Here is an 18,081-nt window from a genome sequence, read left to right as displayed (position 1 = left end):
ACCCGCGCACCGCCGTCGGACACTTAGAATCTTGGGGTGACGACGCCCGCCGCGAACCAGCCCCTCGCCGAACCGCACCAGCACCGCCCGGTGCTGGTGGTGGACTTCGGCGCCCAGTACGCCCAGCTCATCGCGCGCCGCGTGCGCGAGGCGAAGGTGTACTCGGAGATCGTGCCGCACACGGCCACCGTCGACGAGATGCTCGCCAAGGACCCCGCGGCGATCATCCTGTCGGGCGGGCCGTCGTCGGTCTACGCCGAGGGGGCGCCCGGCGTCGACCCCAAGCTGTTCGACGCCGGCGTTCCCGTGATGGGCATCTGCTACGGCTTCCAGGCCATGGCGCAGGCGCTCGGCGGCGAGGTCGCCCGGACCGGGCTCAGTGAGTTCGGCGGGACCGGCATCGACGTGTGCGCCGCGGGCGTCCTGCTCGCCGGCACCCCTGAGCACCAGACCGCCTGGATGAGCCACGGCGACGCGGTGCGGTCCGCGCCCCCCGGCTTCGAGGTGCTCGCCACCAGCGCCGGCGCCCCCGTCGCGGCCTTCGAGGACCGCGAGCGGCGCCTCTACGGCGTGCAGTGGCACCCGGAGGTCAAGCACTCCGCGCACGGCCAGGCCGTCCTCGAGCACTTCCTGTACGACGGCGCGGGGCTGGCTCCCGACTGGACGGCCGACAACGTCGTGGCCGAGCAGGTCGAGGCCATCCGCGCCCAGATCGGGGACGCGCGCGTGATCTGCGCGCTGTCCGGCGGGGTCGACTCGGCCGTCGCGGCCGCGCTCGTGCAGAAGGCCGTGGGGGACCAGCTCACCTGCGTGCACGTGGACCACGGCCTGATGCGGGCCGGCGAGGTGGAGCAGATCGAGCGTGACTTCGTCGCCGCGACGGGCGTGAACCTGGTCATCCGGCACGAGAAGGAACGGTTCCTGGCGGCGCTCGCCGGCGTGACCGACCCCGAGCAGAAGCGCAAGATCATCGGGCGCGAGTTCATCCGCGTGTTCGAGGACGCGCAGCGGGACATCGTCGCCGAGGCCGGCGCGCACGGCGAGGAGGTGAGGTTCCTGGTGCAGGGCACCCTGTACCCCGATGTCGTCGAGTCGGGCGGCGGCGAGGGAGCGGCCAACATCAAGTCGCACCACAACGTGGGCGGGCTGCCGGACGACCTCACGTTCTCCCTGGTCGAGCCACTGCGGACGCTGTTCAAGGACGAGGTGCGCGCCGTGGGACGCGAGCTCGGCGTGCCGGAGGAGATCGTCTCGCGTCAGCCGTTCCCGGGGCCGGGCCTGGGTATCCGGATCGTGGGCGAGGTGACCGAGCGCAACCTGGAGATCCTGCGCCGCGCCGACGCGATCGCGCGGGAGGAGCTGACCCGGGCGGGGCTCGACGGCGAGATCTGGCAGTGCCCCGTGGTGCTGCTCGCGGACGTGCGGTCCGTGGGCGTGCAGGGCGACGGCCGTACCTACGGGCACCCGATCGTGCTGCGCCCGGTGAGCTCCGAGGACGCCATGACGGCCGACTGGACGCGGCTCCCGTACGACGTCCTGTCGGTCATCTCCACGCGCATCACCAACGAGGTGCGCGAGGTCAACCGGGTGACGCTCGACGTGACGAGCAAGCCGCCCGGGACCATCGAGTGGGAGTGAGTGCCCGGCCGAGAAACAGCAGGCCGGAGGCGCCCCCGATGCGGATCGTGCACGTCTCCGACACCTTCGCGCCCCTGATGGGCGGGATCGAGACGCAGGTGGCGCGGCTCGCCGCGCGGCAGGCCGCGTCCGGGCACGACGTCGAGGTCGTCACCACGACACCGCGGGCACCCGGCGAAAGCGGGGTGACCACGGCCGTCGAGCGCCTGGGGCCCTCCAGGCCCGGCGCCGTCGCGGCACCCGACGTGACGGTGCACCGCATCGCCGCGCGGGTTCCTGGGGGCTGGCCGGTCCATCCGCGGTCGACGGCACACGTGATACGGCGGTTGCGCGAGCCGGCGGCACGTGGGGCGCGGCCCGACGTCGTCCATCTGCACCTGGGGGTGCTCGCGCCCACGGTCCAGGCCGCACTGCGGCCGGTCACCCGGCTCGGCCTGCCCACCGTGCTGACCGTGCACAGCGTGTGGGGCTCCGCATGGCGCGCGTTCGCCGCCGCCGACCTGGTCACCGGGTGGTCGCGGTGGCCCGTGCTGTGGTCGGCGGTGAGCGAGCTGACCGCGGCGCCGCTGCGGCGCATCGTCGGGACGCGCGGTGAGGTGATGGTCCTGCCGAACGGGCTGGACCTGGCGGAGTGGAGCACCGGGGCGGCGGGTCCGGACGGCGGCACCACGGCGGAGGCCGTGCCGACCGGGACACGGGCGCAGGACTCCGGCGCCGGGGTGCACGTGGTCTCCGCGGCGCGATTCGCGCCACGCAAGCGGATGCTCCCGCTGCTGGCCGCGGTCCTGCGGGCGCACGAGGCGTTGTCGAGGGCCGGTCGCGGCGGGAACCGTGGCCACGGCCGACTCCGTGTGACGCTCGCCGGCGACGGGGCCGAGCTCGGGCGAGCTCGCCGGTTCGTCGCCGACCACGGGCTGTCCGGCGTGGTCTCGCTTCCCGGCCCCCTCGATGCCGGCGAGCTCCGTGCGCTCCATGCCGGCGCCGACGTGTTCGTCGCGCCGGCCGTGGCGGAGGCGTTCGGGATCGCCGCGCTCGAGGCGCAGGCGGCCGGTCTCGCGGTCCTGACGCGGGCCGGGTCGGGGGTCGCGGAGCGGGTCGCGGACGGCATCGACGGCCTGGTCGTGCCCGACGACGACGGCCTCGCGCACGCCCTCGTGCGGCTCGCGACCGAGCCCGGCCTGCTGCGGGGACTGCTGGACCGTTCCCGGGACGCGGCCCGCCTGTCGGCCTACGACTGGCCCGGTGTCCTCGCGCAGACCGAGAAGGCGTACGCCCGGGCGGCGGAACTGACCGACAGGTCCTGAAGGCACCGGGTCCGGAACGACTGTGCGGTTCGGGACGACCTGTCTACGCTCGTCCCGTGACCGAGTCCGAAACCCGACCGGCGATCCCGGCCGGTTCGCTGTCCACCAGAATCCTCGGCGAGGTGCGGCCGTTCGCGCGGTCCACGCTCGCGACCGCCGCCCTGGCCGTCGTCTGGGCGGTCTGGGCGAGCGGCCCTTCGTGGGCGACGCCGGCCGTCGTCGTCCTCGCGGTGGCGGGGGCGGCACTGGGGGTGATCGACGCGCGGACGCATCGCCTGCCGAACGCGATCGTGTACCCGACGACGGCGGTGGTGCCGGTTCTCCTCGCGCTCGCCGCGGTGGCCGGGGCGGTCACCGGGGGGCCGTCCTGGGAGGCGCTCTGGCGGGCGACGCTGGGGTTCGCCGCCCACGCGGGCTTCTACCTGCTGATGTGGCTGGTCTTCAAGGGCGGGGTGGGCCTGGGGGACGTGAAACTGGCCGGTGTCCTCGGGGCGGTCACCGCCTGGTGGGGCTGGGACGCGTTCCTCGTCGCGGCGGTGGCGCCGTACGTCGTGGGCGGTGTCGTCGCCGTCGCGCTCCTGCTGTTCCGGCTGGCCGGCCGCAAGTCGTACATCCCGTTCGGCCCGTTCATGCTCCTCGGGGTGGTGGTGGCCCTCACGTGGGAGCGCCTCGCGTCCTGACGCGCCGTGAACCTGCGGCGACCACGTCGCCGTGCGCCGTGGCGACACCCACGGCACACGGCGACGTGGTCGCCGCGGTCGTCACGGTTCGCCGCGGCGGCGGAAGCTCGAGACGATCGAGCCGGCCACCAGGGCGATGCCGGCGCCGCCCAGCAGCAGGATCGCCGCCAGGCTGACGTCGATGCGGGCGCCCGCCGCGGCGGCGAGGACGCCCAGCCCGATCGCCAGGACCACCAGGCCCCAGACGACCGTCCCGACGCGTGGACCCTGGGACGGCGCCGGCCGGGCGCCGGCGTTCGGGTGGGGCACGGTCTGCACCGCGGTGGGGAGCGGATCGTGGTTCGGCGACGGGGCGGGAGGGCCCTCGATCGTCTCGGTCGGATCCGCCGTCCCCGGGACGCCGGCCCGCTCCGCCGCGTCGTCGTGCGGTGACGTCCGTTCCCGGGCCTCATCGGGCTCGTGCTTGTTCTCGCTCACTGTTCCTCCTCGATGATGAGTTCGCCCGCGGCGATCTCGACGAGCAGCCGGAGCTCGGCCCCGTCGTCGCCGACCTCGTCGCCGGCGATCTCGACCCGTTGGTCGTTGACGCCGCTGTAGGTCCGGTCGTCGCCGTCCGCGAACCACTGCAACGCTCCGGCGGAGATGCGTCCGTCGACCTCGACCGCGGCGTCCTCGGGCACGATGACGGTCGCCGAGCCCGCGCCGACGGCGATCGGTACCTCGACCGGATCGTCCGGGCCGACCGTGGACAGGTCGAGATCCGTCAGATCGATCGTGGGATCTCCCCAGCTGACCGAGTAGCCGTTCTCGGCCTCGGAGATCCGGTTCGGTGAGAACGTGCCCTCGCTGACGGGCGCGCCCGGCTCGTAGCCGTCGACCCGGCCGTCGAACTCGAGCACCTCGCCGACGACCGCGCGGCCGTCGTCGATCCGGGCGGAGACGTCCGCCTGCAGCCACGCGAGCGTCGGGAGACCCAGGATCAGGCCGACGATCGCCAGCGCCCCCAGACCTCCGCTGGTCCGCCCCCGGAGCCCGGCCACGACGATCGCGACGCCGATGATCACCAGGGAGATGCCCAGCCAGGCGCCCCAGAGGCCCATCTCCCCGTCCGTGGACAGGGAGGGCGCCACGCCGCCCAGGACGAGACGGTCGAGCAGGAGCAGCGCCCCGGCAAGGAGCATCAGCCCGAAGACGATCCCGATCCCGCCGCCCTTGCGACGCGGCGGCCGCGGCGGGGTCGCCGGCGTGTAGGGGGTGGCCGGCGGGTACGGGGCGGCCCCGGGCGGTACGGCCGTGGCCGTGTACGGGGGCTGCGGCCCGCCGCCCGAGGGCATGTGGCCGGACGGGACGTCGCCCGGTCGTACGGCGGTCGCCGACCGGTCGTCGAGCCCGACGACCCCGTTGGCCGCCGGCGGTGCCGGGTGACCGGGCGCCACGGGGGCCGACGTCGTGCCGGGGTACGGCTGCGCGTGCGGTTCACCCTCCGTGGAGGGCCGGCGTCGGACCGCTTGGACCAGCAGGTACACGATCCCGCTGATGACCGCGAGCCAGAACACCGTGGAGATCCAGCCCCCGTTCACGTCCCACCAGTCCCACGGGCCGCCCCAGGCGAACCCCGACAGGAACAACACGGCCGCTCCCAGGAGGGCGACGTCGAACGTGCCGCGGACCGCCTGCTCGAGGTGGATGCGGCCGTCGGACTGCTCCGGCAGCAGCGCCCAGCCGAGGCCGTACGCGATGAGGCCGATCCCGCCCAGGAAGAAGGTGATGAGAAAGAGCCCCCGCACCAGCAGCGGATCCCAGCCCAGCCGAGCGGCCACACCGGACGCGACGCCTCCCACCCATCGTTGATCGGCGCGGTAGAGGCCGCTGCGGCGGATCGAGTCGAAGAAGCCGGAGCCGGCCGGACGCGGCGGCGCCACCGGCGGTTGCTGCGGCCGCGGCGGGGCCTGCTCCTCGAACGAGGTCTGCTGTGCGCTCGGCGCGGGTTCGCCCGATGGCGTCGGCCCCTCGCCTGCGGTCGGGTCTGTGGTCATGTCTCCATGCTCGTCCACGGCAGGCGCGATATGGATCGGGTGCTGCCCTGAACCGACCCTGGTTCGGTGTCCCCGGCACCCTGAGATCCGCGCCCGCCGCTCCTCAGGGCCCGCATGACGTGCCACGATCATGGTGTGACGAAACCAGCACCGCCGACGGAGAGCGGTCTGCCCGCCGGTCCCGGCGACGACGCGCCCTCGGCCCCCGCTCGCCTCACCCTGCGGCGCCCCCGCGAGGGGCGCTGGATCGCCGGCGTGGCCGCGGGCCTCGCGGCGCACCTGAGCGTGCCCGTCTGGCTGGTGCGGGCGCTGTTCGTCCTGGCGACGCTCCTGAACGGCGCCGGCGCCGTCGTTTACCTGTTCTGGTGGGTGACCGTCCCGTTCGGCCGTCCGGAACCCGCCACGCCCGGCGACCCCGCACGGCAGCGGCTCGCACCGCGGCTGGCCGGCACGGACGACAACCGCGAGGAGGCGACGGCGCGGTCGCTCACCGACCGCCTGCGCCTCTCCGGCCCGGTCACCCGGCTCGACACGCGCGACATCACCATCGGTGTGGTCCTGCTCAGCGGCGCCGCGCTCCTCCTCGCGGTCCAGGCGGGCTGGCAGCTGTGGGCCTCCTGGCTGCTTCCCGCCCTCATCGTCCTCGGCGGTATCGCTCTGGCCTGGAGCCAGCTCGACGGGACGTCACGCGGCCGTTGGCTGGGCGGCAGCCCGCGCACGCGCGCCGGCGTGCTGCGCCTCGTCGGGGGCATCCTGCTGACGATGGTCGGCGTGCTCATGCTCGTGGGCCAGGAAGCCTCGCTCAACACCATGGTGCAGGCCACCGTCGCCTCCGTCGCCGTGGTGGCCGGCGTCATCCTCGTGCTCGCACCGTGGTGGCTGAAGCTCGTGCGGGAACTCGGCGACGAGCGCGCCGCCCGCGCCCGCGAGGCCGAACGCGCCGACATCGCCGCCCACCTGCACGACTCCGTGCTCCAGACGCTCGCCCTCATCCGCGCCCGCGCCGAGGACTCCGAGTTCGTCTCCCGCATGGCCCGCGCCCAGGAACGCGAACTGCGCGAGTGGCTCTACGACGACCGGCCCTCACCCGGCGAGTCCCTCGCCGCCGAGCTCCGGGACCTCGTCGGCCAGGTCGAGGACGCGTTCGCTCCCCTGACCGTCGACACCGTCGCGGTGGGCGACTGCGTACCCGGCCCCACCACGGCCGCCCTGCTCCAGGCCACGCGCGAGGCTCTCGTCAACGCCGCCACCCACGGGCGCCCGCCCGTCTCCGTCTACCTGGAGGTGGGTGACGACACCGTGGAGACGTTCGTCCGCGACCGAGGCGACGGCTTCGACCTCGAGGAGATCGCACCCGACCGGTTCGGCGTCCGGGAATCCATCCTCGGGCGTGTCCGACGGCGTGACGGCGTCGCCGAGGTGCAGAGTCGGCCCGGATGGGGCACCGAGGTGCGGATGCGGGTGCCCCGCGAGGAACCGCCGTCGGACAGGACGAAGGCCAACGGCGGGAACGCCGGCAGGACGAAGACCAACGGGACGAAGACCGAGGAGAACGCATGACCGCCGACGCACAGCCCCGCTCGCGCGTACCCGTGGTGCTCGTCGACGACCACCACATGTTCCGCACCGGCGTACGCGCCTCCCTCGACGAGCGGGTCGCCGTCGTCGGCGAGGCGGACGACGTCGACTCCGCCGTCGCGGTCGTGCACGAGAAGCGCCCGCCCGTCGTCCTGCTCGACGTCCACCTGCCCGGCGGGAACGGCGGCGGGGGAGCGGAGGTGGTCGGGCGCTGCGCCGACCTGGCGCGCCCGAACGGCAGCGGGCCCGCCGTGAGGTTCCTCGCCCTGTCCGTCTCCGACGCCGCCGAGGACGTCGTCGCCGTGATCCGGGCGGGCGCTCGCGGCTACGTCACGAAGAACATCTCGGGGCCGGAGCTGTCGGCGGCGGTGGTCCGCGTCGCGGGCGGCGACGCGGTGTTCTCGCCCCGGCTCGCCGGGTTCGTGCTGGACGCGTTCGGGACGGGCGCCGCCGACATCGCGGTCGCCGACGACGAGCTGGACCGCCTCTCCAAGCGCGAGCAGGAGGTGATGCGGCTGATCGCCCGCGGATACTCCTACCGCGAGGTCGCGAGCGAGCTGTTCATCTCGATCAAGACGGTCGAGACCCACGTGTCGGCGGTGCTGCGGAAGCTGCAGCTCTCGTCGCGGTACGAGCTGACCCGCTGGGCCGCCGCACGCCGGCTCCTGTGACGCCGGTGCGTGTGGCTCCGGAGAGCAAAGCTCCGGACAAAACTGACGGTACGCTCAAGCCCGTCACCCTCCCCGACGGACAGGAAGTACCGAACCGTGGACGTCAACTTCGACGGCATCACCGAGACCCTCGTCGGGCTCGCCATCCTGGTGGGGCTCATCGGGATCGTGGTCCCGGTGCTCCCCGGGAGCATCTTGGTCGGTGCCGCGATCCTGGTGTGGGCGTTCCTCACCGGTGGCCCCGTGGCGTGGACGGTCTTCGCGGTCGCGGCGGCCTTCCTCGTGATCGCCGAGGTGCTGCAGTACGTCGTGGCCGGCGGGCACATGAAGCGGTCCGAGGTGCCGACGTCGACCATCGTGATCGGCGGTGTCGCCGGGGTGGTGGGCTTCTTCGTGGTGCCCGTGGTGGGCCTGTTCCTGTTCTTCGCCGCGGCGGTGTTCGCGGTCGAGCTGATCCGGCGGCGTGACCGGGTGACGGCCTGGCGTGCGACCGTCGCCGCCCTGCAGGCGAGCGCCATGACGATCGGCATCCAGCTCCTGGGCGCGCTGGCCGCCGCGACGACGTGGATCGTCGGCCTCTTCCTGGTCTGAGCGACTCCGCTCCGGCCCGAGAATAGGCGCATGGAGATTCTCGTCGCACCGTTCGACAAGCTGGAGCCCGCCGTCGCCTACGGCCTGTGGCGGTTGCGTCAGGACGTGTTCGTGGTCGAGCAGGACTGTCCGTACCCGGACCTCGACGGCCGCGACACGGAACCGACGACCGCGCACGTGGCCCTGCTCGCCCCCGCGGACGACGCCGGCCGCCGGGTCCTCGGCGCGGCGCGTGTCCTGGACGACGACGCGCTCTGGCGGGTCGGCCGGGTCTGCCTGGACCGCACGGCCCGTGGCAAGCGCCTCGCCGATCAGGTCATGCGTGCCGCGCTCGCGCACATCGACGAGGCGGGTGACGGCCGGGACGTCGTGCTGGACGCGCAGTCCCCGCTCGTGGGCTGGTACGCCACGTTCGGGTTCGCCCCGGACGGCGAGGAGTTCCTCGAGGACGGCATCCCGCACACCCCGATGCGTCTGCGCCGGTCCTGAGGCCGTACGTGAGCGGACGTCAGTAGGCGCCCTTCGCGCTGATCACCGCTCGGGCCGTGTCCGCGAGGATGAGCAGGTCGAGCTGAGGCGTCCAGTTCTCGGCGTAGTACACGTCGCACCGGACGGTCTCCTCCCAGGACAGGTCCGAGCGGCCGCGAACCTGCCACAGGCCGGTCATGCCCGGCTTGACCAGCAGGCGGCGGCGCATCCGTTCCTCGTACTCGGCGGCCTCGTGCGGGAGCGGCGGGCGCGGGCCGACCAGGCTCATGTGGCCGGCGAGGACGTTGAAGAGCTGCGGCAGCTCGTCGAGCGAGTAGCGGCGCAGCACCCGCCCGATCGACGTGACACGCGGGTCCTCGCGCATCTTGAACAGGACGCCCGCGCCGTCGTCGACGGCGGACAGCATGGGGACGAGGCGGTCGGCGTCCTGGTGCATCGTCCGGAGCTTGACCATGGAGAAGATGCGGCCGTCCCGCCCCACGCGCTCGGAGACGTAGAACGGCGACCCGCGGCTCGTCAGGGCGACGGCGAGGGCGAGAACTCCGATCAGCGGCGCGGCGATCACGGCCAGGACGAGAGCCAGCACGCCGTCCATCACCTGCTTCACGACGTACTTGGGCCCCGTGAACCGCGGGAGGTCGACGTGCAGCAGCGACATCCCCGGAACCCGGGACACGCTGATGCGCGGGGGAGCGATGTCCGTGAGCTCGGTCGTGAGCATCAGGCTGACGCCGCGTTCCTCGAGCGCCCAGCCGAGGCGGCGGACGACGTCGGAGGTGACCTCGTGGGACCCGCTCACGACCACGGCACTGGCGCCGGCCCGTTCCGCGGCCTCACCCGCCTCGTCCGGGACGCCGAGCACCGGGACGCCGTCGATCAGGTCGCCGGCGTCGGCCTCTCCGGCGGGGACGCACGCCCCGACCACGCGGAGTCCGTGGTGCGGTGCGGCGGTGACCCGCTCGACGAACCGGGACACCTGCGCCGGGTGCCCCACGGCGACGACGTCCGTGACGCAGGCCGCGCGCTGCTCCCGCAGGCGGAGGATCCGGCGGCGCCAGGAGAACCGTGCCGCCAGGAGGCCGGCCACGCCGAGCACGAACGTCACGAGCACCACGGCCCGCGCGTCCGTGAGCCCGGTGAGCCAGGCGGCGACCGCCACGACGCCGAACGTCTTCCCGGTGGCACCGAGCACCCGTCGGTACTCGGCCATGCCCCCGCCGAAGAGGTGCCAGTCGTAGGACTTGCCCCACTCCAGCGCGACCAGCCAGGCGACCACCGTCGACAGGAGCACCGGCGCGGTCATGGGGTGCGCCTCGCCGACCGGGCGCGCGAGGTGCACCAGTGAGGCGACGAGCGCCGCGCCGACCACGACGAGGGCGTCGGTCAGCCGGACCAGCACGCGATGCCGCGACCACCACCGGACCGGTACGGACCGGAGGTCGGCGGCGGCTGCGGGCAGGGAGCCGGGGGCGGCCTCGTGCTGGGTTGTCGTGCTGCCGGCGGATACGGCTGGGGCCCCGGCCATCACGGCCTCTGTCGTCACGCGCGATTTCCCCTCAGATTCATCGGTGAGCGGTGCCGGTCATGGTGTTCCGGGCGAGGTGGAGTGCCCCGGCGGAGGCGGGGCACTGATCACGGTAAATCGGAAAGTGCCCTCTTGCTCGTCGTTCATCGCAAGTTCACCCGTGATTTCATCCGATATACCGCGTTTCGTGATTGGCGTGTCGAGCCCCCGGCGGAGGCCTCCGGCCCGGCCTGAGGGGCGCGCAGCCGCGGCGGGATGGCACAGTTCAGGCATGACGACGGTCCTTCTTGCCCACGCGTCCGCCGAGTTGTACGGGTCCGACCTGCAGCTGGTCGAGACCGCGACAGCCCTCAGGGAGGCCGGAGCGGAAGTCGTCGTCGCGCTTCCGCACGAAGGGCCGCTCGTCAAGGAACTGCTGGGCGCGGGCGCCGGCGTCGAGATCGTCGACATGCCGGTGCTGCGCAAGGCCGTCCTGAGCCCTCGCGGGATCGTCGGACTCCTCGCGCACACCCTGCGGGCGGCCCCGCGCATGGTACGCATCGTCCGACGTCATCGGCCACACACGGTGGTGGTGAACACCGTGACCATTCCCGCCTGGCTCGTCGCCGCGCGGTGGGCCCGGGTCGCACCCGTGTGTCACGTGCACGAGGCGGAGGCGGACGCCGCGCTTCCCCTGCGGATCGGCCTCAACGCGCCGCTGCTGCTCGCCCGGGACGTGGTGGTGAACTCGGCGTCGGCCCGCGACGTCGTCGTCGGTGCCGTGCCCCTGCTCCGGCGCCGGACCCAGGTGATCTACAACGGCGTGCCCGTGCCCGACCGTACCGGCAGGGCCGATGCGCCCGCGGACGGTTCGGCGTCCCGGCCCGCGCGGGTCGTCCTCGTCGGGCGGCTCAGCCCTCGCAAGGGGACGGACGTCGCGCTGGACGCCGTGGGCAGGCTGCGGGAGGGCGGCCGCGACGTCCGGCTGACCCTGTGCGGTACGGCGTTCACGGGCTACGAGTGGTTCGAGGACGAGCTCCGGTCGCGGGCGGCACGTCCCGACCTCGCCGGCGCCGTCGACTTCGTCGGCTACGCCGACCCGTGGGAGTGGTTCGCCCGGGCCGACGTCGTCGTGGTGCCCTCGCGCGTCGAGCCCTTCGGGAACGTCGCGGTCCAGGCGCTGAGCGCCGAACGGCCCCTCGTCGCGAGCCGCACACAGGGCCTGGCGGAGATCGTGCGCGACGGCGAGACCGGGATCGGTGTCCCGCCCGGCGACCCCGCCGCTCTCGCGCGGGCGGTCGCGGAACTGCTCGACGACCCGGAGCGGGCCGCCGCGCTCGCCGCGGCCGGCCGCAAGGACGCCCAGGAGCGCTTCGGCGTGGAGCAGTACCGTGCCCGGATGGCACGTGTGGTCCTCGGCCTCCGTCCCGGGGAGGAGACCGCCTCCCGGTGATGTCCTCCCGGCGGCGGATCCGTCACGCCGTCGTCCGCCGTGACGATGGTCGCGAGCGAAGGAGGAGAACATGACCCGAACAGCAAGGATGTCCCGCTCCCGCCGGGGCGTGCGGATTCTCGCGGGCGCGCTGCTCGCGGTGACGGTCCCGGCCGCGGGCGTGGCCGCGGCAGCGCCGGCGCCGTCGGCTCCGGAGCCGGACGGACGGGAACGGCTCGTCGCCGAGATCGACGACGCGGTCGCCGAGGCGAAGCGGATCCAGGACGCCCGGACGGCCGGGCCGCGGACCCGTGGCGCCGAGCCCGGCCCCGCGTCGGACGACGTGGACGAGGCGCTCGACGACGCGGTCGCGGCCGTGGTGGCCGACGGCGCCCTGGGTGCCACCGCCCGCGTGGAGGCGCCGGGCGTGCGCTGGACGGGTGCTGCCGGGCTGCGCGAGCTCGGCGGGAACGCCCCGGCGAGGGCGTACGACCGTTTCCGCGTGGCGAGCAACACCAAGACCATGGTGGCCACGCTGGTGATGCAGGAGGTGGAGCGCGGCCGGTGGACCCTCGACACCACCGTCGAGGACGTGCTGCCGGGAGTGCTCCCGGCCGAGATCGCCGGTGTCGTGACCGTCGAGCAGCTGATGAGCCACCGTTCGGGTGCGCCGGCGCTGCACATCCAGCAGATGATCATCGATCGCGTCTCCGACCTGGAGTCGTGGGAGGACTTCCTCGACGCGCTCGAGCAGCGGTACACGATCGACGACCACCTGACCACGATCGGGAACCTGCCGTGGGACTTCGAGCCCGGAACGGACGGGGCCTACTCGAACGCGGGCTACGTGCTGCTCGGGCTGATGCTCGAGGAGGAGACCGGGTGGCCGCTCGACAAGCTGCTGACGTGGCGCGTCTTCCTCCCGGCCGGGATGTGGCACGCCGGCTACCCGGAGGAGCCCGGTGTCCGCGGCCCCTTCATGGTGGGTGCGGCGTACGCCGGCGAGGAAGGCGGCTGGGAGTCGCTGGACGAGTGGGACCCGACGATGTTCGCCGCCGCGGGTGCGGCCACGGCCGGGACGCGGGACCTGAACCGGCTGAACGAGGCGCTGTTCTCGGGGCGGCTGGTGTCGTCGGAGACGGTCGAGGACATGGTCACGCCACGCGGCACCCTGTTCGGCGGCACCATCGAGTACGGGCTCGGCGTCTACCGCGTCCCCGACCCCTGCGAGCCGGGCGAGTTCCTGTACGGGCACGACGGCGCCGCGTACGGGACGGTGAGCATCAACTGGTCCTCGCTCGACGGCGAGCGCCAGATCACCCTGGGCGTCAACGCCCGCGACATTAGCGGCGGCGAGGCCCCGTTGTACGACCTCGGCGTGCTCCTGACGCCGATGCTGCTGGCGACCTGCTGACAGGGCGCGCGGGCGTCCTCAGTGCCAGAAGACCGCGACCAGGATGTTGACCAGGGTCAGACCGAGGATCGCGCCCTTGAGGCCCTGGGAGACGTTCTCGCCCTTGCGCACCGCGAGCTGGGCGACGACCGCGACGGCGAGCGCGACGACCAGCTTCACGCCGATCTTGGCCATCAGCCCTTCGGTGTGGCCCAGGTCCGCCATCTCGTCGATGCCGACCATGACGACGCCGGCCACCAGGGCGCCCCAGGCTCCGTGCGAGACCGCCCTGTAGAGCGCCTTGCTGCGCATCGATGCGATGGTGCCGCCGAACACCAGGGCCCAGCTCGCGAAGTGCACGAACACGAAGACGTCGTAGAGAAACTCCATGTCCGGCAGCTTATCCCCGCCGTTCCGGGCGCGATGCACGAGACATCGACATGATCGATGGCTCACATCGGTATCCACGATGTGAGAAGGGGATTACGCACACCATCCCGGCTGGTTACTGTCGGTGACGTGATCCGGTCGATGCGCCCCGAGGAGATGCGCGGCACGCGAATGTGCCCGTGTCCACTGGCGTACGCCGGCGATCGACGCCCCTCTCGGGACGGCTGATCCTCCTGCCGTCGTACGCCGCCCCGACCGACCAGCGAACGACGGACAAGGATCACCTTCACATGACTCAGGCACCCGAGCACGCCTCCGCGCGGCCGACCCCCTCGGACGCGGCCACCGGTACCGCCCGTCCGGCCCGCAAGGCCCGCCCCAACGGTCAGTGGAAGATCGACGGCACCACGCCGCTGAACCACAACGAGGAGTTCAAGCAGGAGTCGGCGCCGCTCCAGGTGCGCGAGCGCATCGAGCAGGTCTACGCCCGCGAGGGCTTCGACGCCATCACCGACGACGACCTGCACGGACGCTTCCGCTGGTGGGGTCTGTACACCCAGCGCAAGCCCGGGATCGACGGCGGCAGGACCGCCACCCTGGAGCCGCACGAGCTCGAGGACCGCTACTTCATGCTCCGCGTGCGGGTCGACGGCGGCGCCCTCAGCACCACCCAGCTGCGCACCATCGCTCAGATCAGCAAGGACTTCGGCCGCGGCTCGGCCGACATCACCGACCGGCAGAACATCCAGCTGCACTGGGTGGAGGTGGAGAACGTCCCGGAGATCTGGCGCCGCCTGGAGTCCGTGGGCCTGTCCACCACCGAGGCGTGCGGCGACTGCCCCCGCGTCATCCTCGGCAGCCCGGTGGCCGGCATCGCCACGGACGAGCTCATCGACCCGACGCCGGTGATCGAGCGGATCCAGGAGCGCTTCATCGGCGACCCGTCGCTGGCGAACCTGCCACGCAAGTTCAAGTCGGCCATCACCGGTCATCCCAGCCAGGACGTGGTGCACGAGATCAACGACATCTCGTTCGTCGCGGTCGAGCACCCCGAGCTCGGCATCGGCTACGACCTGTGGGTGGGCGGCGGCCTCTCGACCGCCCCGCGGCTCGCGGAGCGCCTCGGTGTCTTCGTCACCGAGGAGCAGGCCCCGGACGTGTGGCACGGCGTGGTGCGGATCTTCCGTGACTACGGCTACCGCCGCCTGCGCAACAAGGCCCGCCTGAAGTTCCTGCTCAAGGACTGGGGCACGGAGAAGTTCCGCCAGGTGCTGCAGGACGAGTACCTCGGGTACGAGCTGCCGGACGGCGTCGAGCCGCCCGCGCCGTCGTCGGACAACGACCACGTCGGCGTGCACCCGCAGAAGGGCGGCACGTTCTTCATCGGGGTCGCGCCGACGGTGGGGCGCGTGTCGGGTGACATCCTCGCCCGCGTCGCGGACCTCGCCGAGGCGCACGGCAGTGAGCGCGTCCGGCTCACCCCGCACCAGAAGCTCCTGGTGCTGGACGTGCCGGGCGAGGAGGTCAAGGCGCTGGCCAAGGAACTGCGCGAGATCGGCCTGCACACGCGACCCAGCGAGTTCCGCCGCCGTACGATCGCGTGCACCGGCATCGAGTACTGCAAGCTGGCGATCGTCGAGACGAAGCAGAACGCGGCGATCGCCATCGACCAGCTCGAGGAGCGGCTCGGGGACATGTCGCGGCTGAAGCCGATCAGTCTGAACATCAACGGCTGCCCCAACTCGTGCGCGCGCATCCAGACGGCGGACATCGGCCTCAAGGGCCAGCTCGTGATGGACGACGACGGCAACCAGGTGCCCGGCTACCAGGTGCACCTGGGCGGTGGGCTCGCCTCGAAGGAGCGCGACGAGGCCGGCCTGGGCCGGACGGTGCGCGGCCTCAAGGTGACCGCCGACGGCATCGCGGACTACGTGGAGCGCGTCACGCGCCAGTTCGAGAAGGAGCGCGAGGGTGACGAGACCTTCGCGCAGTGGGCACACCGCGCGGACGAGGAGGCACTTCGATGAGCGGTCCTCATTCCGGCTCGACGACGGTCACGGGCGTGGCCGCCGGCTCCGAGGAGCCTTCCTCTGCGGCGACGTCGGTGATCGCGCCGGTCGCGGACGGGACGGCCACCAGCCTCGGCGGCAGCCTGCCGCGACTCGAGCAGATCCGCGCCCGCGCGAAGGCCCGCGAACGCGCCCGGGCGGCCGCACGCGAGGCGCACGCGCACATCCGGGCGGGGGGCGTGCGCCGCCGTCGTACCCCCGAGGAGCTGAAGAACGTCGTCGAGCGCGGGCAGGCCCTCCTGCACGGGACCTCGCTTCCGGGAGGGCCGGACACGCATCGTGAGGCGTCGGCCGAGGCCGTCATCGCCTGGGCGGTGCGAGAGTTCGGTCCCTGGCTCGCGGTGGCGTCGTCGATGCAGGACACCGTGCTGGCGCACCTCGTCGCGAAGCAGCTGCCGTGGGTCGACGTGCTGTTCGGCGACACCGGCTACCACTTCGCCGAGACGATCGGCACGAGGGACGCGGCCGAGCTGTCGCTGGACGTGAACATCGTGGACGTGCGCCCGGAACGGACCGTCGGGGAGCAGGACGCGACCCACGGTCCGCGCCTGTACGAGCGTGACCCCGAGAAGTGCTGCGCGCTGCGCAAGGTGGCACCGATGCGCCAGGCACTGCGCGGCTACGAGGCATGGGCCACCGGTCTGCGCCGGGGCGAGGCCTCGACCCGCCGGAACGCGCCGCTGATCACCTGGGACGAGAAGAACCAGGTGGTGAAGATCAACCCGCTCGCCGGCTGGACGGACGAGCAGGTCGACGAGTACGCGCAGGAGCACGGGCTGGTCGTCAACCCGCTGCTCGGCGACGGCTACCCGTCGATCGGGTGCGCTCCCTGCACCCAGCGCGTGGCGGCGGGTGCGGACAAGCGCTCCGGCCGCTGGGCGGGGCGCGACAAGGTGGAGTGCGGTCTCCATGGCTGAGACCTCCGGGCCGGACGGCTTCCCGTACCCGCTGGGCCTGCGCGTGGCGGGCAGGCTCGTCGTCGTGGTCGGCGGCGGGCCCGTGGCCGCGCGGCGCGCGCGGGGCCTGGTCGACGCGGGCGCGCGGGTGCGGGTGATCGCTCCGGAGCTCTGCGAGGACCTGGCGGCGCTGGTCGCGGGCGCCGAGACCGGGCCGGCCGACGGTGCCGCCGAGTGGGTGCGGCGCGAGTACCGCACGGGCGACCTGGCCGAGGCCTGGCTGGCCCACACCGCGACCGGTGACCGGTCCACGGACCGCCAGGTGGCCGACGACGCCGAGGCACTCCGCGTCTTCTGCGTCACGGCCGGTGACGCCGGGGCCGGGACCGCCTGGACCCCGGCCGTCGCGCGGGTCCGGCTCCACGGCGCCGGCCTGACGGAGGAGATCACCGTCGCCGTGCACGCGGGCCGCGACCCGCGGCGCGCCCAGGCGATCCGTTCCGAGGTGCAGGCCCAGCTGGAGTCGGGCGAGCTCCCGATCCGCCGTCGCAGGCCGGTGGCGTCGGCCGGCGCCACCGTCCGTCCGGGCCGGGTGGCGCTCGTCGGCGGCGGCCCGGGTGAGGCCGGGCTGATCAGTGTCCGCGGACGGTCGCTGCTCGCCCGGGCCGACGTCGTCGTGGCCGACCGGCTCGGGCCGCGGTCGCTGCTCGACGAACTGGCGCCCGACGTGCAGGTGGTCGAGGTCGGGAAGACCGCGGGCAACCATCCCGTGCCGCAGGACGAGATCAACCGGATCCTCGTGCAGCACGCCACCGCCGGGCGGAACGTGGTGCGGCTCAAGGGAGGCGATCCCTACGTCTTCGGGCGGGGCGGCGAGGAACTGGCCGCGTGCCTCGACGCCGGGATCGAGACCGAGGTGGTGCCGGGCGTGACGAGCGCCGTCTCGGTGCCCGCGGCCGTCGGCATCCCCCTCACGCACCGGGGCGTCGCCCGCGGTTTCAGTGTGCTCACCGGGCACGACGCCCTCCAGGCGAAAGGTCCGGCCGCCGACGGCGCCGGTGTGGCCGGCGGCCCCGACCACACCCTGGTCCTGCTCATGGGAGTCTCACGCCTCGCCGAGACCGCCGCGGCGCTCGTCACGGGCGAGCGCCGCGCCGACACCCCGGTGGCGGTCGTCGAGGACGGCTACGGTCCTCGCCAGCGCGTCACCGTGGGCACCCTCGCCGACATCGCGGACCGGGCCGCGCAAGCGGAGGTCCGCCCACCCGCAGTCGTCGTCGTCGGCGACGTCGTCCGCCTCGCGCCCGCCTGGCACGACCGGCCGGCCGGCTGAGCCGGCCCCACAGACAGCTGAGCGCCGGCTCCCGCCGCACCGAAGGCCCATCGGCGGCGGGACCGGCGCTCAGTGAT

The 18,081-nt window shown here is 73.3% G+C and carries 16 protein-coding genes; 12 read left to right on the top strand and 4 right to left on the bottom strand.

What is annotated here, in order from left to right:
• Positions 1 to 36: 36 nt before the first annotated feature.
• Genes guaA through J0911_RS06135 form a run of 3 tightly spaced genes read left to right on the top strand, consistent with a single transcriptional unit; the run spans position 37 to position 3,622 of the window.
• The gene (gene guaA / locus J0911_RS06145) at positions 37 to 1,638 is read left to right on the top strand and encodes a glutamine-hydrolyzing GMP synthase (RefSeq protein ID WP_307864941.1); all 1,602 of its coding nucleotides are present in this window, start codon (positions 37 to 39) and stop codon (positions 1,636 to 1,638) included.
• 38 nt (positions 1,639 to 1,676) lie between these two features.
• Entirely contained in the window at positions 1,677 to 2,942 is a 1,266-nt protein-coding gene (locus J0911_RS06140; RefSeq protein WP_207274581.1) for a glycosyltransferase family 4 protein, read from the top strand.
• Positions 2,943 to 2,998: 56 nt separating this feature from the next.
• Positions 2,999 to 3,622, top strand: a complete 624-nt coding sequence (locus J0911_RS06135; protein ID WP_307864940.1) for a prepilin peptidase — start codon at positions 2,999 to 3,001, stop codon at positions 3,620 to 3,622.
• 81 nt (positions 3,623 to 3,703) lie between these two features.
• Here J0911_RS06135 and J0911_RS20195 read toward each other — a convergent pair whose 3' ends face one another.
• On the bottom strand, positions 3,704 to 4,099 hold the full coding sequence (locus tag J0911_RS20195) for a hypothetical protein (RefSeq protein ID WP_242636339.1): 396 nt from the start codon (positions 4,097 to 4,099) through the stop codon (positions 3,704 to 3,706).
• Positions 4,096 to 5,658, bottom strand: coding sequence for a PspC domain-containing protein (locus tag J0911_RS06125; protein ID WP_207274580.1), 1,563 nt, complete (start codon positions 5,656 to 5,658; stop codon positions 4,096 to 4,098). Before J0911_RS06125 ends, J0911_RS20195 begins: the two co-directional genes overlap by 4 nt.
• Before the next feature lie 135 nt (positions 5,659 to 5,793).
• Between J0911_RS06125 and J0911_RS06120 the strand changes: the two genes are divergently transcribed.
• The 4 genes from J0911_RS06120 (at position 5,794) to J0911_RS06105 (ending at position 8,987) form a co-directional block, all read left to right on the top strand.
• Positions 5,794 to 7,218 (top strand): ATP-binding protein, encoded by a 1,425-nt coding sequence (locus J0911_RS06120; RefSeq protein WP_372434844.1) that lies wholly within the window; start codon positions 5,794 to 5,796, stop codon positions 7,216 to 7,218.
• Positions 7,215 to 7,907 (top strand): LuxR C-terminal-related transcriptional regulator, encoded by a 693-nt coding sequence (locus J0911_RS06115; RefSeq protein WP_207274578.1) that lies wholly within the window; start codon positions 7,215 to 7,217, stop codon positions 7,905 to 7,907. The genes J0911_RS06120 and J0911_RS06115 overlap by 4 nt, the downstream gene beginning before the upstream one ends.
• Positions 7,908 to 8,003: 96 nt before the next feature.
• Positions 8,004 to 8,498 (top strand): DUF456 domain-containing protein, encoded by a 495-nt coding sequence (locus tag J0911_RS06110; protein ID WP_207274577.1) that lies wholly within the window; start codon positions 8,004 to 8,006, stop codon positions 8,496 to 8,498.
• Between the two features lie 30 nt (positions 8,499 to 8,528).
• On the top strand, positions 8,529 to 8,987 hold the full coding sequence (locus tag J0911_RS06105; protein ID WP_207274576.1) for a GNAT family N-acetyltransferase: 459 nt from the start codon (positions 8,529 to 8,531) through the stop codon (positions 8,985 to 8,987).
• 19 nt (positions 8,988 to 9,006) lie between these two features.
• Here J0911_RS06105 and J0911_RS06100 read toward each other — a convergent pair whose 3' ends face one another.
• The gene (locus tag J0911_RS06100) at positions 9,007 to 10,530 is read right to left on the bottom strand and encodes a sugar transferase (protein WP_307864939.1); all 1,524 of its coding nucleotides are present in this window, start codon (positions 10,528 to 10,530) and stop codon (positions 9,007 to 9,009) included.
• A gap of 253 nt (positions 10,531 to 10,783) precedes the next feature.
• Here J0911_RS06100 and J0911_RS06095 point away from each other — a divergent pair, with 253 nt between their 5' ends.
• Complete coding sequence (locus J0911_RS06095; protein ID WP_207274575.1) at positions 10,784 to 11,944, top strand: glycosyltransferase family 4 protein; 1,161 nt, start codon at positions 10,784 to 10,786, stop codon at positions 11,942 to 11,944.
• Positions 11,945 to 12,014: 70 nt separating this feature from the next.
• A complete protein-coding gene (locus J0911_RS06090; RefSeq protein ID WP_207274574.1) occupies positions 12,015 to 13,337 on the top strand; it encodes a serine hydrolase domain-containing protein in 1,323 nt (440 codons plus the stop codon).
• 18 nt (positions 13,338 to 13,355) lie between these two features.
• On the opposite strand, the gene J0911_RS06085 is transcribed toward J0911_RS06090, so the two are convergent.
• The gene (locus J0911_RS06085; RefSeq protein WP_207274573.1) at positions 13,356 to 13,706 is read right to left on the bottom strand and encodes a hypothetical protein; all 351 of its coding nucleotides are present in this window, start codon (positions 13,704 to 13,706) and stop codon (positions 13,356 to 13,358) included.
• Positions 13,707 to 13,996: 290 nt separating this feature from the next.
• On the opposite strand from J0911_RS06085, the gene J0911_RS06080 reads away from it, so the two are divergent.
• The 3 genes from J0911_RS06080 to cobA are packed head-to-tail and all read left to right on the top strand — an operon-like array spanning position 13,997 to position 18,004.
• Positions 13,997 to 15,733 (top strand): nitrite/sulfite reductase, encoded by a 1,737-nt coding sequence (locus J0911_RS06080; protein ID WP_207274572.1) that lies wholly within the window; start codon positions 13,997 to 13,999, stop codon positions 15,731 to 15,733.
• The gene (locus J0911_RS06075; RefSeq protein ID WP_207274571.1) at positions 15,730 to 16,692 is read left to right on the top strand and encodes a phosphoadenylyl-sulfate reductase; all 963 of its coding nucleotides are present in this window, start codon (positions 15,730 to 15,732) and stop codon (positions 16,690 to 16,692) included. Before J0911_RS06080 ends, J0911_RS06075 begins: the two co-directional genes overlap by 4 nt.
• Positions 16,685 to 18,004 (top strand): uroporphyrinogen-III C-methyltransferase, encoded by a 1,320-nt coding sequence (gene cobA, locus J0911_RS06070; RefSeq protein ID WP_207274570.1) that lies wholly within the window; start codon positions 16,685 to 16,687, stop codon positions 18,002 to 18,004. Before J0911_RS06075 ends, cobA begins: the two co-directional genes overlap by 8 nt.
• Positions 18,005 to 18,081: the final 77 nt, after the last annotated feature.

This window comes from Myceligenerans salitolerans (genome assembly GCF_017349295.1).
Classification (GTDB): Bacteria; Actinomycetota; Actinomycetes; order Actinomycetales; family Cellulomonadaceae; genus Myceligenerans; species Myceligenerans salitolerans.
Note: the sequence above shows the minus strand (reverse complement) of the source record. Positions and strands in the feature narration are given on the sequence as shown.

Bases quoted from the DNA above. Each gene is read 5' to 3' on its own strand.
- J0911_RS06095 (WP_207274575.1), top strand. From the start codon at position 10,784: ATGACGACGGTCCTTCTTGCCCACGCGTCCGCCGAGTTGTACGGGTCC.
- J0911_RS06105 (WP_207274576.1), top strand. From the start codon at position 8,529: ATGGAGATTCTCGTCGCACCGTTCGACAAGCTGGAGCCCGCCGTCGCC.
- J0911_RS06115 (WP_207274578.1), top strand. From the start codon at position 7,215: ATGACCGCCGACGCACAGCCCCGCTCGCGCGTACCCGTGGTGCTCGTC.
- J0911_RS06140 (WP_207274581.1), top strand. From the start codon at position 1,677: ATGCGGATCGTGCACGTCTCCGACACCTTCGCGCCCCTGATGGGCGGG.
- J0911_RS06090 (WP_207274574.1), top strand. From the start codon at position 12,015: ATGACCCGAACAGCAAGGATGTCCCGCTCCCGCCGGGGCGTGCGGATT.
- J0911_RS06075 (WP_207274571.1), top strand. From the start codon at position 15,730: ATGAGCGGTCCTCATTCCGGCTCGACGACGGTCACGGGCGTGGCCGCC.
- J0911_RS06085 (WP_207274573.1), bottom strand. From the start codon at position 13,706: ATGGAGTTTCTCTACGACGTCTTCGTGTTCGTGCACTTCGCGAGCTGG.
- J0911_RS06125 (WP_207274580.1), bottom strand. From the start codon at position 5,658: ATGACCACAGACCCGACCGCAGGCGAGGGGCCGACGCCATCGGGCGAA.
- J0911_RS06080 (WP_207274572.1), top strand. From the start codon at position 13,997: ATGACTCAGGCACCCGAGCACGCCTCCGCGCGGCCGACCCCCTCGGAC.
- cobA (WP_207274570.1), top strand. From the start codon at position 16,685: ATGGCTGAGACCTCCGGGCCGGACGGCTTCCCGTACCCGCTGGGCCTG.